General features: G+C 66.4%; 18 protein-coding genes. 9 read left to right on the top strand and 9 right to left on the bottom strand.

Features of this window, described 5'->3' with window-relative positions:
- The first annotated feature begins 27 nt into the window (after positions 1–27).
- Entirely contained in the window at positions 28–420 is a 393-nt protein-coding gene (locus OG326_RS33415) for an ankyrin repeat domain-containing protein (protein ID WP_327141117.1), read from the top strand.
- Here the strand turns inward: OG326_RS33415 and OG326_RS33410 are convergent.
- Positions 394–1,269 carry an alpha/beta fold hydrolase gene (locus OG326_RS33410; RefSeq protein ID WP_327141116.1) on the bottom strand — a complete coding sequence of 292 codons (876 nt, stop codon included), beginning with the start codon at positions 1,267–1,269 and terminating at the stop codon, positions 394–396. The two genes, OG326_RS33415 and OG326_RS33410, sit on opposite strands and share 27 nt — an antisense overlap.
- Positions 1,270–1,322: 53 nt before the next feature.
- Between OG326_RS33410 and OG326_RS33405 the strand changes: the two genes are divergently transcribed.
- Positions 1,323–1,922: a TetR/AcrR family transcriptional regulator gene (locus OG326_RS33405; protein ID WP_327141115.1), complete on the top strand. Its 600-nt coding sequence runs from the start codon at positions 1,323–1,325 to the stop codon at positions 1,920–1,922.
- 64 nt (positions 1,923–1,986) lie between these two features.
- On the opposite strand, the gene OG326_RS33400 is transcribed toward OG326_RS33405, so the two are convergent.
- On the bottom strand, positions 1,987–2,886 hold the full coding sequence (locus OG326_RS33400) for a DMT family transporter (protein ID WP_327141114.1): 900 nt from the start codon (positions 2,884–2,886) through the stop codon (positions 1,987–1,989).
- A gap of 377 nt (positions 2,887–3,263) precedes the next feature.
- Here OG326_RS33400 and OG326_RS33395 point away from each other — a divergent pair, with 377 nt between their 5' ends.
- Positions 3,264–3,500: a hypothetical protein gene (locus OG326_RS33395; protein WP_327141113.1), complete on the top strand. Its 237-nt coding sequence runs from the start codon at positions 3,264–3,266 to the stop codon at positions 3,498–3,500.
- A 138-nt stretch (positions 3,501–3,638) separates the two neighbouring features.
- Here the strand turns inward: OG326_RS33395 and OG326_RS33390 are convergent, their stop codons facing one another.
- Complete coding sequence (locus OG326_RS33390) at positions 3,639–4,766, bottom strand: SLC13 family permease (RefSeq protein ID WP_327141112.1); 1,128 nt, start codon at positions 4,764–4,766, stop codon at positions 3,639–3,641.
- 511 nt (positions 4,767–5,277) lie between these two features.
- The gene (gene asnB, locus OG326_RS33385) at positions 5,278–7,305 is read right to left on the bottom strand and encodes an asparagine synthase (glutamine-hydrolyzing) (RefSeq protein WP_327141111.1); all 2,028 of its coding nucleotides are present in this window, start codon (positions 7,303–7,305) and stop codon (positions 5,278–5,280) included.
- Between the two features lie 554 nt (positions 7,306–7,859).
- Here asnB and ctaC point away from each other — a divergent pair.
- Positions 7,860–8,852: an aa3-type cytochrome oxidase subunit II gene (ctaC, locus tag OG326_RS33380; RefSeq protein WP_327146656.1), complete on the top strand. Its 993-nt coding sequence runs from the start codon at positions 7,860–7,862 to the stop codon at positions 8,850–8,852.
- Between the two features lie 13 nt (positions 8,853–8,865).
- The gene (locus OG326_RS33375; protein WP_327141110.1) at positions 8,866–9,282 is read left to right on the top strand and encodes a cytochrome c oxidase subunit 4; all 417 of its coding nucleotides are present in this window, start codon (positions 8,866–8,868) and stop codon (positions 9,280–9,282) included.
- Positions 9,283–9,446: 164 nt separating this feature from the next.
- Here OG326_RS33375 and OG326_RS33370 read toward each other — a convergent pair whose 3' ends face one another.
- Positions 9,447–10,250, bottom strand: coding sequence for an SDR family NAD(P)-dependent oxidoreductase (locus OG326_RS33370; RefSeq protein WP_327141109.1), 804 nt, complete (start codon positions 10,248–10,250; stop codon positions 9,447–9,449).
- Between the two features lie 163 nt (positions 10,251–10,413).
- Complete coding sequence (locus tag OG326_RS33365; RefSeq protein WP_327141108.1) at positions 10,414–11,673, bottom strand: FAD-binding oxidoreductase; 1,260 nt, start codon at positions 11,671–11,673, stop codon at positions 10,414–10,416.
- A gap of 191 nt (positions 11,674–11,864) precedes the next feature.
- Here OG326_RS33365 and OG326_RS33360 point away from each other — a divergent pair, with 191 nt between their 5' ends.
- Both OG326_RS33360 and OG326_RS33355 read left to right on the top strand, forming a co-directional pair.
- Complete coding sequence (locus tag OG326_RS33360; protein WP_327141107.1) at positions 11,865–13,073, top strand: hypothetical protein; 1,209 nt, start codon at positions 11,865–11,867, stop codon at positions 13,071–13,073.
- A gap of 191 nt (positions 13,074–13,264) precedes the next feature.
- Positions 13,265–13,813 (top strand): NADAR family protein, encoded by a 549-nt coding sequence (locus OG326_RS33355; RefSeq protein ID WP_327141106.1) that lies wholly within the window; start codon positions 13,265–13,267, stop codon positions 13,811–13,813.
- A gap of 185 nt (positions 13,814–13,998) precedes the next feature.
- Here OG326_RS33355 and OG326_RS33350 read toward each other — a convergent pair whose 3' ends face one another.
- Positions 13,999–15,165, bottom strand: coding sequence for an FAD-dependent monooxygenase (locus OG326_RS33350; RefSeq protein ID WP_327141105.1), 1,167 nt, complete (start codon positions 15,163–15,165; stop codon positions 13,999–14,001).
- Positions 15,166–15,271: 106 nt separating this feature from the next.
- On the opposite strand from OG326_RS33350, the gene OG326_RS33345 reads away from it, so the two are divergent.
- A complete protein-coding gene (locus tag OG326_RS33345; RefSeq protein ID WP_327141104.1) occupies positions 15,272–15,850 on the top strand; it encodes a TetR/AcrR family transcriptional regulator in 579 nt (192 codons plus the stop codon).
- A gap of 475 nt (positions 15,851–16,325) precedes the next feature.
- Here the strand turns inward: OG326_RS33345 and OG326_RS33340 are convergent, their stop codons facing one another.
- Both OG326_RS33340 and OG326_RS33335 read right to left on the bottom strand, forming a co-directional pair.
- On the bottom strand, positions 16,326–16,808 hold the full coding sequence (locus OG326_RS33340) for a hypothetical protein (RefSeq protein WP_327141103.1): 483 nt from the start codon (positions 16,806–16,808) through the stop codon (positions 16,326–16,328).
- A 265-nt stretch (positions 16,809–17,073) separates the two neighbouring features.
- A complete protein-coding gene (locus OG326_RS33335; protein WP_327141102.1) occupies positions 17,074–17,907 on the bottom strand; it encodes a helix-turn-helix transcriptional regulator in 834 nt (277 codons plus the stop codon).
- Positions 17,908–17,993: 86 nt separating this feature from the next.
- Between OG326_RS33335 and OG326_RS33330 the strand changes: the two genes are divergently transcribed.
- Entirely contained in the window at positions 17,994–18,740 is a 747-nt protein-coding gene (locus OG326_RS33330) for an SDR family oxidoreductase (RefSeq protein WP_327141101.1), read from the top strand.
- Positions 18,741–18,818: the final 78 nt, after the last annotated feature.

Below are 18,818 nucleotides of genomic sequence, written 5' to 3'. Positions count from 1 at the left end.
TCGCAGGAACCTGGTAGTAGTGGAGCCGTGAGTACTGACGACGAGGACAAAGTTCTCGAATTGGCTGCGCAGATCTTCGAACTCGCACGTGAGGGTGATGCCGAGAAGCTGGGCGCCTATATCGAGGCCGGGGTTCCGGTGAACCTGACCAATGCTCGTGGCGACAATTTGCTCATGCTCGCGGCGTACTACGGCCACGAGGCGGCCGTGGTCACCCTGCTGGCGCACGGTGCGGACCCCAATATGACCAATGGCGCCGATCAGACGCCGCTGTCCGGTGCTGTTTTCAAGGGCGTGCCGGGGGTGATGCGTGCTCTCGTGGCGGCCGGTGCGGATCCGGATGCCGGCAACCCCTCGGCCCGCGAAACGGCCGCCACGTTCGGGCAGACCGAGCTACTGGCTCAGTTCATCAAGCCCTGAGCTGGATATCTCGATCGGTTTTCCGGTGAGGAAGGCCGACATTTCCGCTGCCACCGCCTCGGGCTGGTCGAGCATCGACAGGACGTAGGCGTCGTCGATCTCCACCAGCCGGCCGTTCGGAAGGAGTTCGGCGAGGCGGCGGCCGTGGTCGCGGGGCATGACCTTGCCCGCCGAGGACCACAGGATCAGCGCCTCGCCCGAGAAGTTCCGCAGCGCTTCGGTATTCGCGATGAGCTCGGGCTTGGTGAAGTGTGATCTGGCGTATGCCAGGAGATCTCGGCGAATTCGTTTATCGCGCAGGCCTGATTCGGTCCAGCCGTCGACCAGTGCGTCCGGGAGCGGGCGGCGTGCCATCCAGCCGAACATGAGCGGCGAGCTGCGCAGCCACGAGATACGGAACTGTTTGAGCGCCAACAGAACTCCGCCGGGCATATGGGCGGCGACGGTGGCCGTCTTGCCGGGCAGGCCGGGCGGGAAGTTGCCGAACGCCTCGCAGGGCAGCACGATCAGCCTGCCGACCCGCTCGTCGAGGCCGTAGGCGGTGAGGAACAGTCCACCGCCCCAATCCGAGTGCACCAGCGTCACCTCGCGCAGATCCAGGGCCGTGAGGAAATCGGCGAGGAGCTGATTCATGCCGCGCATGCTCAGGTCCGCGCCGTCGTTCAGCGGTATCGGATGCCCCCCGAACGGCAGGTCCGGCAGCACGTACCGGAATCCCTCCGGCAGCAACTGGAGCACCTCGTCCCACAGCGTGTGATTCATCAGCAGCCCGTGCAGCAGCACCACCGGCGGGCCCTCGCCGCGCTCGACATAGTGCATCCGGCCTGCGGGGAGATCGACTGTGGTCATATTCCCACTCCATTCGAGCGTTTGCTCTAGTGCGTTTGCTCTAGTCTGGAACCATGGCCGAGAAGATGTCAACCACCACCCGCCAGCGCCTGGTGACGGCGGTCGGGGAGCTCATGCGCGGGCACGGGTACAGCGCCATCACCGTCAAACAGATCACCGTGGCCGCGGATGCGCCGATGGGATCGCTGTATCACCACTTCCCGCAGGGCAAACAGCAGATCGCCGCCGAGGCCCTGCGCACCTCGGGCGCGGCCTACATCCAGCTGCTGCCGATGCTCATGGACCCGTACGACGATCTGCGCGAGGCCGTCCCCGCCGCCTTCGAGGCCGCCGCGGAAACCATCGAGCAATCCGGCTGGATCAATATGTGCCCGGTCGGGACCGTCGCCGGCGAAATCGCCGACAGTGAGCCGGAATTGCGCGCCGTCGCCGCCGAGGTCATCACCTCCTGGATCGACCAGGGCTCCGATTACCTTGTGCGCCGCGGCCTTTCGCCCGCCGACGCCCGCGAGATGATTCTGGCCGTCCTTTCCGCCCTGGAGGGCGCGTTCATTCTGAGCCGCACCCTCCGCTCCACCGACCCGCTGCGCTCCGCCGGTCGAGCCATGTCCGCCCGCCTCGACCAACTCCTTGCTGCCGCGCGCACCGCCTGACTTATTTGTTGCCGCTGTGCGCCGCCTGACCTACTCGTGCCCCCGGCGCACGGCCTGGAATTGCTCATGCCAGATACAGCGTTCCGATGCCCGCCACCACCGCGAGCGTGGCCACAATGCGGGCCGAGCCGAACCGTTCGCCGAAGATCAGCGTTCCGATCAGCGCGCCGACGATAATGCTCGATTCCCGCAGTGCCGCAATATCCGCCAGTGCGCCGCGGGTCTGCGCCCAGAGGATCAGGCCGTAGGCGAGAAAGCTCAGGACGCCGCCGGTCAGGCCGATTTTCCAGACGGGGCGGATATCCGGCCACAGGCGGCCGCGGCGGGTGGCCACCGCGTAGAACGGGACGGCCAGACCTTCCAGGAGCATCAGCCAGCCGATATAGCCGAAGGTGCTGGAGGATTCGCGAACGCCGATGCCGTCGACCGTCGTGTACGCGGCGATCATCGTGCCGGTCACGACGGCGGCGGCAATGGCCGACGGGCGGCTGGGATTGGTGCGATGTCCCCAGAACACCAAGCAGGCCAAGCCGATCGAGATGAGCAGAATGCCCGCGAGTTGGCCGTTGCGCGGGGTCTCGCTGAAGATCACGGCCGCGATCAGGGTGACCACCAGTGGCGAGGTGCCACGCGCCAGCGGATAGGTCTGACTCAGATCGCCCAGTCGGTAGGACATCATCAGCATCGCGTTGTAGACGATGTGCAGTCCGACCGAGGCGCCCAGGTATACCCAGCAGCGCGGGTCCGGGGGAGCGGCCATGAGCACCAGGGGAATTGCGCACAGGGCGCCGCCCGCGTTCACGAGCGTGATCGACACCAGCTTGTCGGGGACCCAGTGCGCGATCGCATTCCAGATCGCGTGCGCACACGCCGCCACCAAGGTCACGATGAGAACCGTGGGCGGTATCCGGTGCGAATCACCCAGCGCCACAAAGGTTTGCGACGAAGCGAACAGAACATCCATCGGCAGTACTCTCTGTCATCGGCCCGTCGTGCGGGCAGGTGAATAGGAGTACTCCAGGCTTTTGTCCCTTCATATGACGACGCAGCTCCGGTGAGCCCCATCGTGGCGTCGCTCGGACCAGTCCTCACAGGCCTGATTGTGGGTACTTCTGACGGCCTGCTCGCGGAACCCTAGACGCGTTCACGTTCCCGGCGACCCTAACATCACCGGATTTCGGCCGGGCGTGCGCTGCGGGCTCGGCCGTCCCGCTGCTGGGCGGAGCTTCCCAGTATTGGGGATACCGGTTACGCCTCTCATTGGCGAACAGCTATGTACATTGATCGGGGCTCCATAGGACGTACAGTCGTCCGCCGCTGTTCGAAAGTAGATATCTCATCGTGAATCGCACTGTTCGCACCACCCTCGTCGGGATCGCCGTCGCCGCTGCCGTTTCCGCGGGCTCGCCCCTGGCCTTCGCCGCGCCGGCTGCCGTGCCGGTCGCCGCACCTTCGGACGCCGACAGCGGCAGTAGCACCGGCAGCACCGGCATCAACCTCCTGGTCTCGCTGCTCCGGCAGCTCCAGCCCGGTTGCTTCACCGGGTCGGCGGCGACGATGCCCCCGGCCGGATGCTGATCATCGGCAGATAGCTCCACGCCGCCGTCGCACGGGCTTCCCGCATGTAGTCGTATCAGCAACATGCCGAGTCCCGTGCGACGCTGCGGTTCACCGCACGCCGCAGGCAGCTGCGCACCGGCTGCGGGCGCTTCCCCGCTAGCGGGCGGGGAGGGCGAACCACGTGCCCAGCAGGACTATCGGCATGCCGATGATGCCGACGGTGGCGAAAGTCCTTGCGCTGATGGGTACTCCGCGGGCGCGGCAGCGCTGGGCCCACAGCAGGGTGGCCATGGAGCCCCACACGGTGACGAGGGGGCCGATATTGGTGCCCAGCAGGACCGGGTAGATGCCGTTCGGATTGCCCTGGGGGACAGCGGTTTCCATTGCCAGGTAGGCGGGGAGATTGTTGATGAGATTCGAGGCGGCGGCAGCCACCGCGGTGGTGCGGGCGCCGGAGCCGCCGGACCAGCGGACCAGCAGGTCGCCGAGACCGTGGTGGACCACGGCCGTGACGGTGAGGAACAGGCCCTCGGTGGTGAGGATCAGGCGCCAGGGGAGCAGGGTCCAGCTCAGGTGCTTGCGGCCGCGCAGCGCGAAGACCGCCAGTGTCGCGGCAGCGGCTGCCGTCGCGGCCAGCCACGGGGGTACGCCGGCCATGATGGCGACGGCGAAACCGCCGCAGGCGAGAGCGCAGGCGACGCAGGTCAGGCGATCGGCCGGGGCTACCGGTTCGGGGGCCGCATAGCTGCCGGAGAGGTGGCGACGGAACACGATGCCGAGATAGACCACCGTCAGGGTGACCGCCACCAGTTGCGGGATCACCATGTGCGCGGCGAATGCCCGCGTGGAGGTGTTGGCATGCTGCAAGGCCAGCAGGTTGGTGAGATTGGAAACCGGCAGCAGCAGACTGGCGGTATTGGCCAGCCATACGACCAGAAACGCGAAGGGCAGCGGCGCCAGCCCCAGCCGGCGCGTCAGCGCGAGCACCACCGGGGTGAGCAGCACGGCGGTCGTGTCCAGACTCATGCAGATGGTCGTGACCGTGGCCAGCACCGCCGTCAACCCGAACAGCAGCAGCGTGGAACCGCGCGCCAACCGCGCACACCAGACCGCCGCGATATCGAAAACCCCTGCGATATCCGCCAGTTCGGCCAGCACCGTCACCGCGACCAGAAACCCCAGAATCGGTGCGGCCCGAGTGACGCCAATGTCATACGCGACCTCCGACGGCAGCCACCCGGTGACAACGGCGAGCGCGCCCAGCCCGGCCAGGATCACCCACATAGTCGTCCGCCTGCGAAGTCAGCGCCGCCGGCCAGGAATTCGCGCATCATGATCACGCTACGTCGCGCATTGATCGCAGTGCTGAGGCGGCTGGGCAGAACGCGCCGGAATGTCGTTCGTGGCTGCGAGTCGCTGCGTGTCCGGTCATGACTCGCGATCGAACGGATGACACTCGCCACGAGAAGACGGGCGGCTGCATGGCCGCGTGCTGGTGGCGCTGATCGTGCCTGCGGTCGTGAGGGCGATGTCGTTCTCGCGATGACGCTCGCCCCGCGATGACGGGCGGCTGCATGGCCGCGTGCTGGTGGCGCTGATCGTGCCTGCGGTCGTGAGGGCGATGTCGTTCTCGCGATGACGCTCGCCCCGCGATGACGGGCGGCTGCATGGCCGCGTGCTGGTGGCGCTGATCGTGCCTGCGGTCGTGAGGGCGATGTCGTTCTCGCGATGATCTCCCCGCGACATGGCGGTGGCCGCACACCCGGGAATGTGCGGCCACCGCCTACTGCGTCGCTCAGAGGTTGACCGGGTAGACCGGCTCCTGGATATCGGGCTTGATGCGGTGTTCGACGAAAATGCCGTGCCAGACCATGAAGATCAGCAGGGTCCACAGTCGGCGGGAGTGGTCGATCGGGCCTGCGCGGTGCGCCTCCAGCATTGTCATGACGGCGGCCTTGTCGAGCAGGTGATCGGTGCCCGATTCGGTGATCTGCTCGCGGGCCCAGTCGAAGAGTTCGGGGCCGCGCAGCCAATGGCGCAGGGGGACCGGGAAACCCAGCTTGGCGCGGTGCAGGACGTGCGGCGGGACAATGCCGTCGAGGGCCTGGCGCAGCGCGTACTTGGTGGTGTCCTTGGTGATCTTCTGCTCGAACGGGATCTTCTCAGCGACCTTGAAGACCTCGTTGTCGAGGAAGGGGACACGCAGCTCGAGCGAGTTGGCCATGGTCATCTTGTCGGCCTTGACCAGAATATCGCCGCGCAGCCAGGTGAACAGGTCCAGATGCTGCATGCGGGCCACCGGATCCATACCGCGGTCCTGCACGCCGTAAATGGGACCGGTGACGTCCTGATGCGTCCATTCGGGCCGGAAGTCGCGCAGCACCGAACGCAATTGGGCGTCATTGAAGCTGCGGGCATTGCCGTAGTAGCGATCCTCGAGCTTCAGCGAGCCGCGGTGCAGCAGGCTCTTACCGCGGGTGCCCTCCGGAATACGATCCGACAGCTTGCCCGCGAGCTTGCGCACACCCTTGGGCAGGTACTCGAACGGCTTGAGCGACAACGGTTCCCGGTAGATGGTGTAGCCGCCGAACAGCTCGTCCGCGCCCTCGCCCGACAGCACCACCTTGACGTGCTTACGCGCTTCCTTGGCCACGAAGTACAGCGGAACCAGCGCCGGATCGGCCACGGGTTCGTCCAGGTACCAGACGATTTCGGGAATCGCGCCCGCGAAATCCTCCGGGCTGACCATGCGAATGAAATGCTTCGCACCGATGGCCTCCGCGGTCTCGGCGGCGACATCGGCCTCCGAATACCCCTGGCGTTCGAAGGCGGAGGTGAAGGTCAGCAGGTTCGGATTGTGCCGAATGGCAAGCGCCGCAATCGCGGTCGAGTCGATGCCGCCGGACAGGAACGAGCCGACGGTCACATCGGCGCGCATATGCTTGGCGACCGAATCCTCCAGCGCCTCGGCGATTTCCCGATAGCGATTGGCGGGGGTGTTGGGGCGTTGCGTAGCCGGGCGCGGATTGGTGGTGGGCGTATGCGCCGTCACCTCACCGTCCTTGGCGAAGGGCACCACGCGGAACTTCGGATCGAAGTAGCGCGTGAAGCTCGGCGCCACACCGGGGCGAATCCAGGCGTAGCAACCGGATTCGAGCCGCCGGATGTTCTTGTGCAGCGTCTCCGGCTCCGGCACGTACTGCAGCACGGTGTAGTGCTCCAGCGCGCGCGGGTCCAGATCGTCGGAGAGTTCCAGTGCCGGAAGCAGTTCCAGCAGGCTCTTCTTCTCGCTGGCGAAGGCCGTGCCCCCCGGCCCGGTCGCCAGGAACAGCGGCTTGATGCCGAACGGGTCGCGAGCGATGAACAGCCGGTCCTGCTCGGTATCCCAGATGGCGAAGGCGAACATGCCGCGCAGCCGCTTGCAGGCCTCGGCGCCCCAGTAGTGGAACGCGGCCGCGATGGCCTCGGAGTCGCCCTCGGTCAGGAACATCGGCTCGTCGCCGAACTCCGCGCCGTGCTCGGCCTTCAGCTCTTCCCGCAATTCGAGATAGTTGTAGATCTCGCCGTTGAAGGTGAGCGCGTAGCGCTGCCGGTTCTCCGGCGGGCCCCAGCGCAGCGGCTGATGCGAATGCTCGATATCGATGATCGACAGGCGGTTGAAGCCGAAGATCATGCGATCGTCGTTCCAGGTGCCCTTCTCATCGGGTCCGCGGTGCCTTTGGCAGTGCAGCGCTTCATAAACCTGCGCCGCCGTGGTCTCGACCGTCCGCCCGTCCGGGGTGGTCGCCGTCTGAGCCGTCAGAAATCCGAGCAGTCCACACACTGCGGGCAGAACCTCGTTTCCGGAGTCAAGGATTGTGCACACCATCGCGCCGTACAGGACACGAAACTTACTGCCAGAGTATGCCGCACTCGCCCCGCTCGCGCTCCTGCGGATACGCCCCGGGTTTCGCGGCCCGGCTCGGTCTGGACTGACGGAGCGGGGGAGCGAAGCGGAGGAGCGGAGGAGGGAAGCCCGAGCTTGCAGGGCCGCGAAACAGCCCGTAGCGCAGCGAAGGGCAAGTTAGACACAGCTTCCGGAGTGTCGAAGCGGACCCCACCACAATGCGGTGCCCCGTTTGGTCTACGCTGCGTAGTACTCGGGAACTCCCGGGGCCGGTCGTGCGTTGCGTGGGGCCGGTTCCAGAGTTCCCAGCGTGCTGTAGTTGTATCGCCCGGCGGAAGGGAGCCCGGGCGGTGCCAGTCGAATAGACGACCAGGAAGGCGTTGAGCGTGGCGCACAAGGCGAGCGAAGCGATAGGGGCACGACCCGCCCAGGGTCGACGGGGCCGCATCCTTCGACGGGCCGGGCTGGCGGTGTCCTTGGGCATCACCGCGATGCTCGTCTCCGGCTGCTCGATCGACAACCCGTGGCTGCGATTCGGTTGGCCCTCGGGCGTCACGCCGCAGGCCACCCGAATGCGTGAGCTGTGGACGTGGTCGGTCATCGCCGCACTGGTGATGGGCGTACTGGTCTGGGGTCTGACGTTCTGGACGATCGCATTCCACCGCAAGAAGGCGGACTCCCCGGAGTTCCCGCGGCAGACCGGTTACAACGTGCCGCTCGAGCTGAGCTACACGGCCGCTCCGTTCGTGATCATCGCGGTGCTGTTCTACTTCACCGTGGTGGTGCAGAACTACGTGGCCGAGCGGGTTCCGGATCCGGATGTCACCGTCGATGTGACGGCCTTCCAGTGGAACTGGAAGTTCGGGTACCAGAAGGTCGACTTCAAGGGCCCGGGCGGTTACCAGCTCGACGGTGTGGATCACGCCCGTCAGGATGTGAACCAGCAGATCCAGGACGAGTACAAGGAGCGGACGGCCGACGGCCACCCGCAGCCCGGACCGAACAATGGCCTGCCGGCCAATGACATCTCGTACCTGAACTACGACACGGTCGAGACCGTCGGCACCTCGAACGAGATTCCGATCCTGGTGCTGCCCACCGGTAAGAACATCGAGTTCCAGCTGGCCGCCGCGGACGTCATCCACTCCTTCTGGGTGCCGGAGTTCCTGTTCAAGCGCGACGTCATGCCGAACCCGAAGCAGAACCACTCGGACAATATCTTCCAGATCACCAAGATCGAGAAGACCGGCGCGTTCGTCGGCCGTTGCGCCGAGATGTGCGGCACGTTCCACTCGATGATGAACTTCGAGGTTCGCGCCGTGACGCCGGAGAACTTCACGAAGTACATGGATGCGCGCAAGGCTGGTCAGACCAATGCCGCAGCGCTGCAGAGTATCGGCGAGGCACCGTTGGCAGTCACCACCCAGCCGTTCAATACCAAGCGCGATGCGCGTGGCAATGAACTTGCCTCCGAAGTCAAGTGAGGGATGAACTGATATGAAGGTCGAAGCTCGCATCTTCGAACTGCTCGCGGTCTTCTTCGCGATCGTGGGCGTCGTATACGGCTACTTCACCAGCCAGTCGCGTACCGGCGTCGAATGGGCCGGTACCACCGCCATCGTGCTGACGGCCGGTCTGGCGATCATCGTCGGTACCTATTTCCGCTTCGTCGCCCGTCGACTGGACCTGCGTCCGGAAGACTTCGAAGAGGCGGAGATCGCGGACGGCGCCGGCGACCTGGGCTTCTTCTCGCCCGGTTCGTTCTGGCCCATCCTGCTGGCCGCCTCGGGTTCCGTTGCCGCCCTCGGCTTCGCGTTCTTCCAGTACTGGCTGATCGCGGTCGGCGTGGTCTGCATCCTGTTCTCCGCCGGCGGGCTGGTGTTCGAGTACCACATCGGACCTGAGAAGCACTGAGCCACACGTACTGAGTCATTCGTGAAGCGCCCCACCGGATTCCGGTGGGGCGCTTTGCTGTGTGCGGTCGGCCGTGGATGCCGGGATGACGGGGTGCTGTATCCGAAAGGCGGGGTGGCCGTTTGCCGGGCACCCCGCCTCCCCTCATCGGATGGAGCTGGTCCTCAGATGCCGAGCGCGTACTTCAGGCGGCTGGTGCGCGGTGCCATGCCGGCGAGGCCGAGCAGGGCGCGGGGGAAGCGGGGCTGAATCTGATTGGGGCGGGTGCGAATTGCCGTCTCGATCCAACCGGCCGCCTGCGCGGGGTTCAGGATCGGCTGCTGGGTGTAGTACGTCGGTGCGGCGGCGTCCATGCGGAAGGCCGGATAGTGCACCGCGGTGACATGGATACCGCGCGGGGCCAATTCGGCGTCGGCGCATTGGCCGAAGGTGGTCCAGGCGGCCTGGGAACTGGCATAGGCCCCGAAATTCGGTGCGGCGCCGGTGGTCGGGCTCCAGGGGCCGACATTCACCACATGGCCCGAGCCGCCCGCCAGCATGGCGGGTAGTAGACCGAGGGTGAGCCGCAGCGGTCCGAAATAGTTGACGGCCATGGTGCGCTGGTAATCGCGGAAGCGGTCCAGGGATTCCAGGACGGGACGGCGCGAGGGACGGGCGGCATTGTTGACAAGAACATCGATGCTGTCGAATTCGGTGAGCAGCCATTCGACGAGCTGATCGACATCGCCGAGAGCGGAGATATCGCAGCGGTTCCAGTGGGCGCGCCCGCCGGATTCGATGATGGCGGCGCAGTCTTCGACGAGTTGGCTCCCGCGGCGCGCGACGAGGAGGACCTCTGCGCCGTGGGAGGCGAGTAATCGGGCGGTGGCCCGGCCGATATCGGAGCAGGCATCGGTGATGACAATGCGTTTACCCGCAATGGTATTCACGGCGGGACGGGGGCGGCGGGCAGCACGGAATTCGACCATGGGACAGGCAACCTTCAGTCACGTGGAGATCCGCGCCGTCCCTCGTGGGGTGACACGGACTACTGAGCTGAACCATGTACCGGTGCCCCGCCGACAGTACCGATACCGTCCGCACCGCCGAACCGGCTGCTAACCGGTTGCTGGCGGTGCGGCGGAACACATTCTAATCGGTCGGGTCATAACGCCGTGCGCGTTCGGCGAGGCAGATCTCGTCGATCGAGGAAACGATGTCCCGCAACAGTTCCGAGGGCAGCGCGGCCGGGCGCAGGCGGCAGGTGAAGGTAATGAAACCGTGGTCCTCGTCATCGAGTTCGTGCAGGTAGGTGGACCGCACGCCATAGGTGAGGGCCGAGATGACGGTAAAGCAGCCGGTGCTCTCGCGATGGCCGGAGAACAGATCGTGCAGGCGGTGGAAGACCCGCGGATAGGTGGACATGGGCGCGAAGACCGAGATGCGGTAGGCCGCTCCGCGTTCCGAGGAACTGATGACGGTATCGGCCAGGTACTCCGCATCGCGCAGTGTCAGCACCTTCGGAGCGAACATGAGCGCACCGGCGGCGGCATTGCGGACCGGCATACCGGCGCGGCCGCCGGCCGAGGCGGCAATGGCGCCCAATGACTTCCGGGCGCGGGCGCCGACCTCGCGGCGGGCCCGCAGCGACAGATTGGGTGCGGTGGGGTGCAGCGAGGACCACTGGCCGAAGCGGACGGTGCCGAGCTGCACGGAGCCGGTGCCGACCGGGCGCGCGACCTTCAGCGGGGCGGTGTCCACCCAGCGGCCCACCTGCAGCATGGCGCCGCCGGGGGACTGGATCTCCTTGTAGGACTGCTCGACGAAGGTGTCGAAGTCCAGGAAGCGATGCGCGTCGGTGGTGAGCCAGGTGCGGTCCTTGTCCACATCGGTCACCTCGAGCGTGAGCGCGGTGATGATGCCGGTGCGGCCGCCGCCGCCCAGAATTCGGCGGAAGCGCTCGGTGTGATGGTTGCGGCCGCAGGTGCCGAAACGTCCGTCCTGATCGACGTATTCGAGTTCCACCACATTGTCGCTGAACATGCCGAAGCGGTGTGAGGCGGCGCTGAGCCCGCCGACCGCCGCGAAACCGCCCGCGGTGATATCCCGATGATCGCCGACGATGGGCAGGCCCAGGCCGTGTGCGCCGAGGGTGCGGTCGATATCGGACAGCCGCGCCCCCGCCTGCACCCGTACGGTGCGGGCGTCCGCGTCGACGACCTGAACGCGGTTCATCCTGCGCATGGACAGCACGCTGCCCTGCTCCGGAAGGGAGAGTTCCTCGTCCGGGCGCTCTCCGCCGCGGATGATCAGCGGTTTCGTTGCCGTGCGCGAATCCCGCACGGTGCGAACCACATCCGCGGTATCGCGGGGGAGGAATTCTGCCGGGAGGGTGGAGAGGGACGTGCTCATGGCGCTACAGCTAACCATAGTCGCGCCGGTTGTGCTCGCAGTTGGACCGCCGTCCCGGTGAGCGGGGGTGAGACACGGTGTGAACAGCATGTTTCCGGTTACACCGGCTCAGTTCGCTGTGAATTCGCGGGGGTGGGCCGCGAGGCTGGAAGCGGCCCGAACTGTCGGTGGATATACGTATAGTCCGCGCCATGAGTTCTTCGGGCGGGGATATGAGGTTGGAGCGAAATCGGTTCGGCAACAAGGTGCTTGCGCAGGTCCAGCAGTACGAAGGGATCGATTCGGCGGAATTCGATATCGAGGCGTTCGAGGTCGCATTCCGATTCCGGGATACCGGGCACGGGAAGATAGTGCTGCACACGCTGTTCGAACGGTGCCAGGGGCAACCGGATCAGGAGCGCCGCCGCCGGGTCGCCGATCTGCTGCAGGCGTTTCTGTCCGAGGGTGAGCCGGACACCTGGGATTCGGTGGTGGGTCGACTACGTCCGGTGCTGCGTGGATCCGGGCGTATTCACCTGGATTTCGAGGGTTTCGACAGCCGTCAGGTAATGGTGTGGCGGCCGGCGCTGCCGTATCTGATCGAGATGATCGTGATCGACAATCCGCGCACGGTGCATTTTGTCACCACGGTCGATCTGCAGCGCTGGGGTGTGGACGCCGATCGTGTCTTCCGGTCCGCGCATATGAATATGGCCGGGCTGGCGATGAATACGCTGGAGGCATTCGAACCCTGCACGGGGATCAGGGTTCTCGAATTCGCCGATGACGACGGCGAGAGTTATGTCGGATCACTGCCGCTGCTCGGTGGGTGGCTGGCCGGTGTGCGGGCGCGGACGGGTGTGCGCCCGATGGTATTGCTACCCGGGCACCTAGGCATGTTCGTGGTGCTCGGGGCGGCGGAGGAGCAGCTGCCGATCTTCCTGGAAATGGCGGAGGAGAAATACGGCGAGGCCTTGCGCCCGCTCTCGCCGCTGCCGTACACGGTGGACGAGGAGGGGGAGTTGGTGCCGCTGCGACTGCCCGATGAGCATCCGGCCTGGCATGCGCTGCGGAGGCTCGAGGTGGGGCTGGCCTCCAGTACCTATCGCACCCAGACCGAACATCTACGGGCCGACCGGTTTCGGGAGGAAGCGGTCAGCGAACTCATGCATGTGCGTGCGCCCGATGGGACTTCGCACACCATGACGCCCTGGACCGACGGTGTTCCCACCCTGCTGCCGCGAGCACACTTCGTCTGCATGGTGACCAGTGGGGGCGAGGTCGTCCGGGTCGCGTGGGAAGACGTTGTGGCGCATATCGATCTGACGCCGGTCGACGGATACGACCCGCCCCGTTATCGAGTGAAGGACCACCCGTCAGCCGAGGTCATGGCCTGCCTGCGCGCCCTGCCCGGCTACTGAGCCTGTTCGAGATACCCCGTCATCCCGGCAGGCTTTTGGCCGGGATCCACACAGGCTGGGGACCCGATGGTGTGTTGGGGTGCGAAGTCTCGTGGGGATCGTCCGGTTGATCCTGATTTCGGCGGCGGGTCCGGCGGTGTGGCGAATATTGGGTCGGAGGCTGTCATGGCGGTCCACTAGGGTCGGGATTTGTGGACAGGGCACAATTGACCGCCGAAATGGCGGCGGGGGCAGCACCGGAATTCCTCTATTTCTGGGGGCATACGCGCACACCGGGGTACGAGGTGGGCAAGTGGGTTCTGAGCCAGTGGTGGCCGGTGGAATTCACCGTCGACGGCCAGACCTACCGCAGCGCAGAGCATTTCATGATGGGCGAGAAGGCCCGCCTCTTCGGTGACGAGGAGGTCCGCGACCGGGTGCTGGCCAGCGCCACCCCCGCCGACGCCAAACGGCTCGGCCGCGAGGTCCGCGGCTTCGACCAGAACACCTGGGTAGCCCACCGCTTCGATATCGTCATGCGCGGCAGCATCGCCAAATTCGGCCAGCACGACACCCTCCGCGACTTCCTCCTCGCCACCCGCGACAAAATCCTCGTGGAAGCCGCCCCCCGCGACACCATCTGGGGCATCGGCCTGGGCGCCGAAAACCCAGCCGCCGCCGACCCCTCCCAGTGGCGCGGCGAAAACCTCCTCGGCTTCGCCCTCATGGAAGCCCGAGACGCCCTCGTCTCCGTGAGCTGACCACCCCCGGCACATCGACCCAAGCCGGCTTTCAAGATCACCAGGAAATGGTGGCGGGCGGTTCTCGGGCGATACCGCCGTCAGTTCCTGGTGATCGGCTGTTCAGTCGACTCCCGGTGCTGTTGCGGGATAACGACATCCGCCCCCGGCCGTGGCTGGGGGCGGAGATTTTGGTGGGGGTGGGGTCAGCGGGTGGCGAGTTCGGAGAGTTGGTAGGCGAGGGTGTTGCGGACTGCGGGGAGGCGGGTTGCGGTGGTGATGAGGAGGTTTCGGATCAGGCGGGCGGGTCGGGGGCGCAGGGTGGCCATGCGGGTCATGCGGTCGGTGAACTTGACTACGCCGGCTGCTACCGGGCGGCGGGTTGTTTCGTAGGTGTCGAGAAGGTCGGGGGCGCCGTGGAGGGTGCGGGCCAGGAGGGTGCCGAGGAGGGCGGCGTCTTGGATTCCGGTGTTCATGCCCTGGCCGCCGGCGGGGCTGTGCACGTGGGCGGCGTCGCCGGCGAGGAAGATGCGGTCGGCGCGGTAGTGGTCGGCCAGGCGGTGGTGGACGCGGAAGCGTGAGCTCCACAGCACGTCATGGACTTTCACGTTCGAATCGGGGCGGCGCTGGTCCAGGATCGCCTGCACATCCTCGAGGCTCGGCTTTTCGGGGGCCTCGGCAATGGTCGCGACGACGCGGTAGCGGGTGTCGGTTGCATCCGGCAGGGCCGCGACGACGGTGACGCCCTCGGGGGACAGGCTCAGCGAGACCTCGTCGCGCGGGTCGGGCCAGGTCATGTGGATATCGGCCAGGACGAAGGATTCCTGATAGGTGGAACCGGTGAAGCCGATACCGGCTGCCTCGCGGACCTTGCTGTGCATGCCGTCGGCGCCGATCACGTAGTCCGCGCGCAGCGTGCCCGTGCCCTCCGGGCCGGTGTATTCGAGTGTGACGCCGCTGCCGTCCTGGGTGAGGCCGGTGACCTCGTAGGGGCGGTGCACCTGCCCGCCCGCCTTCTCCAGCCGGGCCAGCAGGATGGCCTCGGTGGATTCCTGCCCGATCATCAGGGCGTAGGGGTACGGGGTGGGGAGCTTGGAGAACGAGACCCGGGCCAGCACGTGCTCGCCGTCCCGCATGACGAAGTTCGGGGTCTGGATGCCGTGTTCGATGAGCTGATCGGCAATTCCGTAGTCCGCCAGCACTTCCAGTGTGCGAGCGTGGACAACGACGGCCCGGGAGGTGTTCGCGCCTTCGGCCAGGCGGTCGAGCAGTACCACCTCGATGCCCGCGTCGGCGAGAGCGATGCCTGCGGTCAGACCGGCCGGGCCCGCGCCGACGATGGCGACGGTGGTGGTGGCGGGAATGGTGTTCATGTCGACTCCTCGAGCTTTGCCAACATGTGTTGGCCAACATCTGTTGACTTAGACATTAGGGCCCCGGCGCGGGCGTGTCAACAGTTGTTGGCCTACAGTCGTTGGCATGACAGTCGAGAGCACCCCGCGCCGATCCGACGCCACCCGCGCCGCGATCCTCGAGGCCGCGCGCCGGAGATTCGCCGAGGACGGGTTCCGGAAGGCGACCATTCGCGCCATCGCGGCCGACGCCGGAATCGACCCGTCCATGGTCATGCGCTACTACGGCAATAAGGACGGCCTGTTCGCCGCCGCCGTGGATATTCGCCTGGACCTGCCCGATCTCAGTGCCGCACAGCCGGATTCGCTCGGCGAACTGATGGTGCGCCGCTTCCTCGAACTCTGGGAGCAGGCGCCCGGCAACGACATCATCCTGACCCTGATGCGCTCCGCCGTCACCGACGACACGGTCACCGACCGCGTCCGCCAAATCTTCGCCGAACAGGTCATGCCCTCGGTCCTCACCGTCGGCGACCCCGCCGACGCCCCCCGGCGAGCCGCCCTCATCGTCACCCAGATGCTGGGCATAGCCCTCTGCCGCTACGTCCTCCGCATTCCCCCCGTGGTAGCCCTGACCCCCGACCAACTGATCGCCGAAATCGGCCCGACCATCCAGCGCTACCTGATCTCGAACCCCGTCGCCTGATCTCGAACCCCCGCCTGACCGGGAACCGCCCCGTCTGACCCGGAACCGCCCCGCCTGACCGGGAACCGCCCGGCTTGGTCTGGCTATGCCCTGCGTGGTCGGGTAGGCCCGCCCGGCTTGGTCTGGCTATGTCCTGCGTGGTCGGGTAGGCCCGCCCGGCCCGGTCCGCTCTCGGCCGCCCATCCAGCTCCCTGGCACGGCTCGCCTCGCTCGACCCCATTCGGCCGGCTCGGCCATACCCCTGTCGCGACCGAGGTCCGGGTGGCATCACCTGTGTCATCCCGCGTGCGGCCAGGATTCACACCCATAGTACTGCAACATGTCTCGTTCGATTGCGGCCGCCGGACGTCGGGGTGACGAGGGCGGCCGGTGGCTTCACGGCCCGCTGTCGCGGGTACCTGTCGGTGCGGGGGATGAACGTCGTCGGTCATCCACTGCCCAGCGTCATTGCTGGGGCGCAACGGATTCTGGTGGATCAGGTCAGGACGCCGTCGATGCAGAGGCCGGAGGATCGAGTGGTCTGCGGGTGTACCGCGCCGGGGTCGAACGCCCATTGCGAGATCGGGCCCGCGGATTTCCACAGCAGGCCGCCGCTGGTCTGGACCGCTTGGTAGACGTCGTCGGGGCCCGGGATGAATTGGTCTCCGACGCAGGTGTCCTCGTATTCGGTGCCGGGTTGGCGTGCGCCCGCGCTGAATCTGCCCGACGGATTGGTGTCCGCGCCGGGGTTGGGCGCGGTGCTGAAAGCCGCCGCTTGCCCACGGGTCCAGTAGGGCGTGGAGCCCTGTGATCCGCAGGTGTAGTGGGAGCCGCCCGCGCTCAGGTCCGCGCCCTGCGGGTAGGCGGCACCGGCCCAGAGACAGGCGGGGCCGCCTTCCGTACCGGTGTCGGCGGCGGTGAGGCCGAAGCTGCTCGCGGCGACCGCGAGCGAGGCGAGCAGTGTGAGAGATTTGATCATGGATGCACCCGTCAGCGAGAAATCCTGCGCCCGTGACGACTTCGGTGAAGTGCGGTGTGGCGCGGCTGTCGGTAAGAGATAGGACTCCCGGTTACAGCGCGCTGTAGGACCAGGCGCATCCGGCTGCAGCGTGAACTCGAATCCGAGGGGTGATCGGTCGCAACATGCTCGGCTTAGGTGGGACTCGACCCAGCGGCGGTGGGCAGTTGGCTCAGCGCAGGGCGGAGTTCGTGTGCGGGCCTGGTGACGGATGGATCGGTGGGGGTCAGGCGGTCGTTGAGCGGGCGGCGGCCAAGGCGCGGAATGCGGCATCGGTGGGGGTGCCGGGCGTGGCGCAGTACACGATCATCCGCTGGTCGGTGTCGGAGATGTGCAGCACCTGGCATTCGAACTCGAGCAGGCCCAGTGCGGGGTGGTCGATGCGTTTGTTGTGGCCGCGGCGGACCTCGACGTCGTGCGAGTTCCACATTTCGGCGAAACGTGGTGCGGTGCCGAGTAATTCGGTGATCAGGCGGGCCAGTACGGGGTTGCCGGGATAGCGGGCGTAGGCGGCGCGCAGATCGGCGACGGTGGAACGGGCGAAGTGCAGGATCGACTCGTCCGACCACTGCGGGTGGTCGCCGGCCTGAATGAACATCCAGCGCACCATATTGCGTTCATGGTCGGGATGGGCGTCGAGATCGCCGATGAAGGGGATGGCCGGCTCGTTCCAGGCGAGGATCTCGTAGCTGGCGTCGACGACGTATGCGGGCGTGGCGAGCGTATCCAGGATGATTCGAACCGACTGTGGGACAGTGCGATTCGGTCCGGCGACGGTCGGCGGATTCTCCCCGCCCATGCGAAAGAGGTAATCACGCTCGTCCACCGTGAGGATCAGCGCCCGCGCCAGCGCGGTCAGCACCTGCCGTGACGGTTTCGCCCCGCGCGCCTGCTCCATCCGGATGTAGTAGTCGACCGATATCCCGGCCAGCTGCGCGACCTCCTGCCGCCGCAATCCCGCTGCTCGCCGGTTGATTCCGTCCGGCAGCCCGACATCACTGGGCCGCAAACGATTCCGCCTGGTGCGCAGGAAATCCGCCAGTTCGCTTCGATCCGCCATTCCTCCAGTGTCGGCTACTTCCACCCCGGGTGGGTGGTACAACCTGGTCCTCCCAAACCCCGATTTCGAGCGCGATGCTGAGTGACATGACCACAGCGCTTATCACCGGAGCCAACAAAGGCATCGGCTACGAAACCGCCCGCCAACTCGCCGCCCGCGGCATCACCGTCCTCGTCGCGGCCCGCGACAAGGATCTCGGCCAGGGCGCCGCCGACACGCTGAAAGCCGAAGGCGCACAGGCGCATTTCGTCCAGCTCGACGTGACCGACGAGGACTCCATCGCTCGCGCCGCCGCCTGGATCGACGCCGAGTTCGGCAGCCTCGACATCCTGATCAACAATGCGGGCATCGGGGGATTCGTCGACGGTGACAACAAGCCCTCGTCCACCACCCTCGCCACCTTGCGGAAGGTCTATGAGACCAACGTCTTCGGCGTGGTCGCGGTGACCAATGCCGTCCTGCCGCTGCTGCGCCGCGCCCCGGCCGCCCGAATCGTCAATGTCTCGAGCGAAGTCGGCTCCATCGCACTGATGACCGACCCCGAAAGCCCCATGTGGCCGATGGCTGCCATCCCCTACCCGTCTTCGAAGACCGCCCTCAACATGATCACGGCCATGTACGCCAAGGAGCTGTGGGACACTCCAATCAAGGTGAATGCCGCCAATCCCGGTTACACGGCCACGGACTTGAACGGCAATACCGGCTTTCGCACCCCGACTCAGGGGGCCGAGCCATCGGTGTACCTCGCCACCCTGCCCGCGGACGGCCCGTCCGGCCAGCTCTGGGGTCACTACATGGTCGGCGACGTCGAATACGGTCCGCTCCCTTGGTGATTGCAGGTCTCACCGCAAGCGAGCGCCCCGCCGAAGTTCTCGGCGGGGCGCTCGTCTGTGCGTGGTGCGGAGCTATCC

The sequence above is a fragment of the Nocardia sp. NBC_01327 genome, assembly GCF_035958815.1.
GTDB lineage: Bacteria > Actinomycetota > Actinomycetes > Mycobacteriales > Mycobacteriaceae > Nocardia.
This window is presented reverse-complemented; position numbering and strand designations above follow the sequence as displayed.

Coding starts and splice junctions, on each gene's coding strand:
- OG326_RS33350 (WP_327141105.1), bottom strand. CDS start 15,165: ATGAACACCATTCCCGCCACCACCACCGTCGCCATCGTCGGCGCGGGC.
- OG326_RS33375 (WP_327141110.1), top strand. CDS start 8,866: ATGAAGGTCGAAGCTCGCATCTTCGAACTGCTCGCGGTCTTCTTCGCG.
- OG326_RS33340 (WP_327141103.1), bottom strand. CDS start 16,808: ATGATCAAATCTCTCACACTGCTCGCCTCGCTCGCGGTCGCCGCGAGC.
- OG326_RS33330 (WP_327141101.1), top strand. CDS start 17,994: ATGACCACAGCGCTTATCACCGGAGCCAACAAAGGCATCGGCTACGAA.
- OG326_RS33405 (WP_327141115.1), top strand. CDS start 1,323: ATGGCCGAGAAGATGTCAACCACCACCCGCCAGCGCCTGGTGACGGCG.
- OG326_RS33400 (WP_327141114.1), bottom strand. CDS start 2,886: ATGGATGTTCTGTTCGCTTCGTCGCAAACCTTTGTGGCGCTGGGTGAT.
- OG326_RS33410 (WP_327141116.1), bottom strand. CDS start 1,269: ATGACCACAGTCGATCTCCCCGCAGGCCGGATGCACTATGTCGAGCGC.
- OG326_RS33360 (WP_327141107.1), top strand. CDS start 11,865: ATGAGTTCTTCGGGCGGGGATATGAGGTTGGAGCGAAATCGGTTCGGC.
- ctaC (WP_327146656.1), top strand. CDS start 7,860: ATGCTCGTCTCCGGCTGCTCGATCGACAACCCGTGGCTGCGATTCGGT.
- OG326_RS33335 (WP_327141102.1), bottom strand. CDS start 17,907: ATGGCGGATCGAAGCGAACTGGCGGATTTCCTGCGCACCAGGCGGAAT.
- OG326_RS33345 (WP_327141104.1), top strand. CDS start 15,272: ATGACAGTCGAGAGCACCCCGCGCCGATCCGACGCCACCCGCGCCGCG.
- OG326_RS33390 (WP_327141112.1), bottom strand. CDS start 4,766: ATGTGGGTGATCCTGGCCGGGCTGGGCGCGCTCGCCGTTGTCACCGGG.
- OG326_RS33370 (WP_327141109.1), bottom strand. CDS start 10,250: ATGGTCGAATTCCGTGCTGCCCGCCGCCCCCGTCCCGCCGTGAATACC.
- OG326_RS33365 (WP_327141108.1), bottom strand. CDS start 11,673: ATGAGCACGTCCCTCTCCACCCTCCCGGCAGAATTCCTCCCCCGCGAT.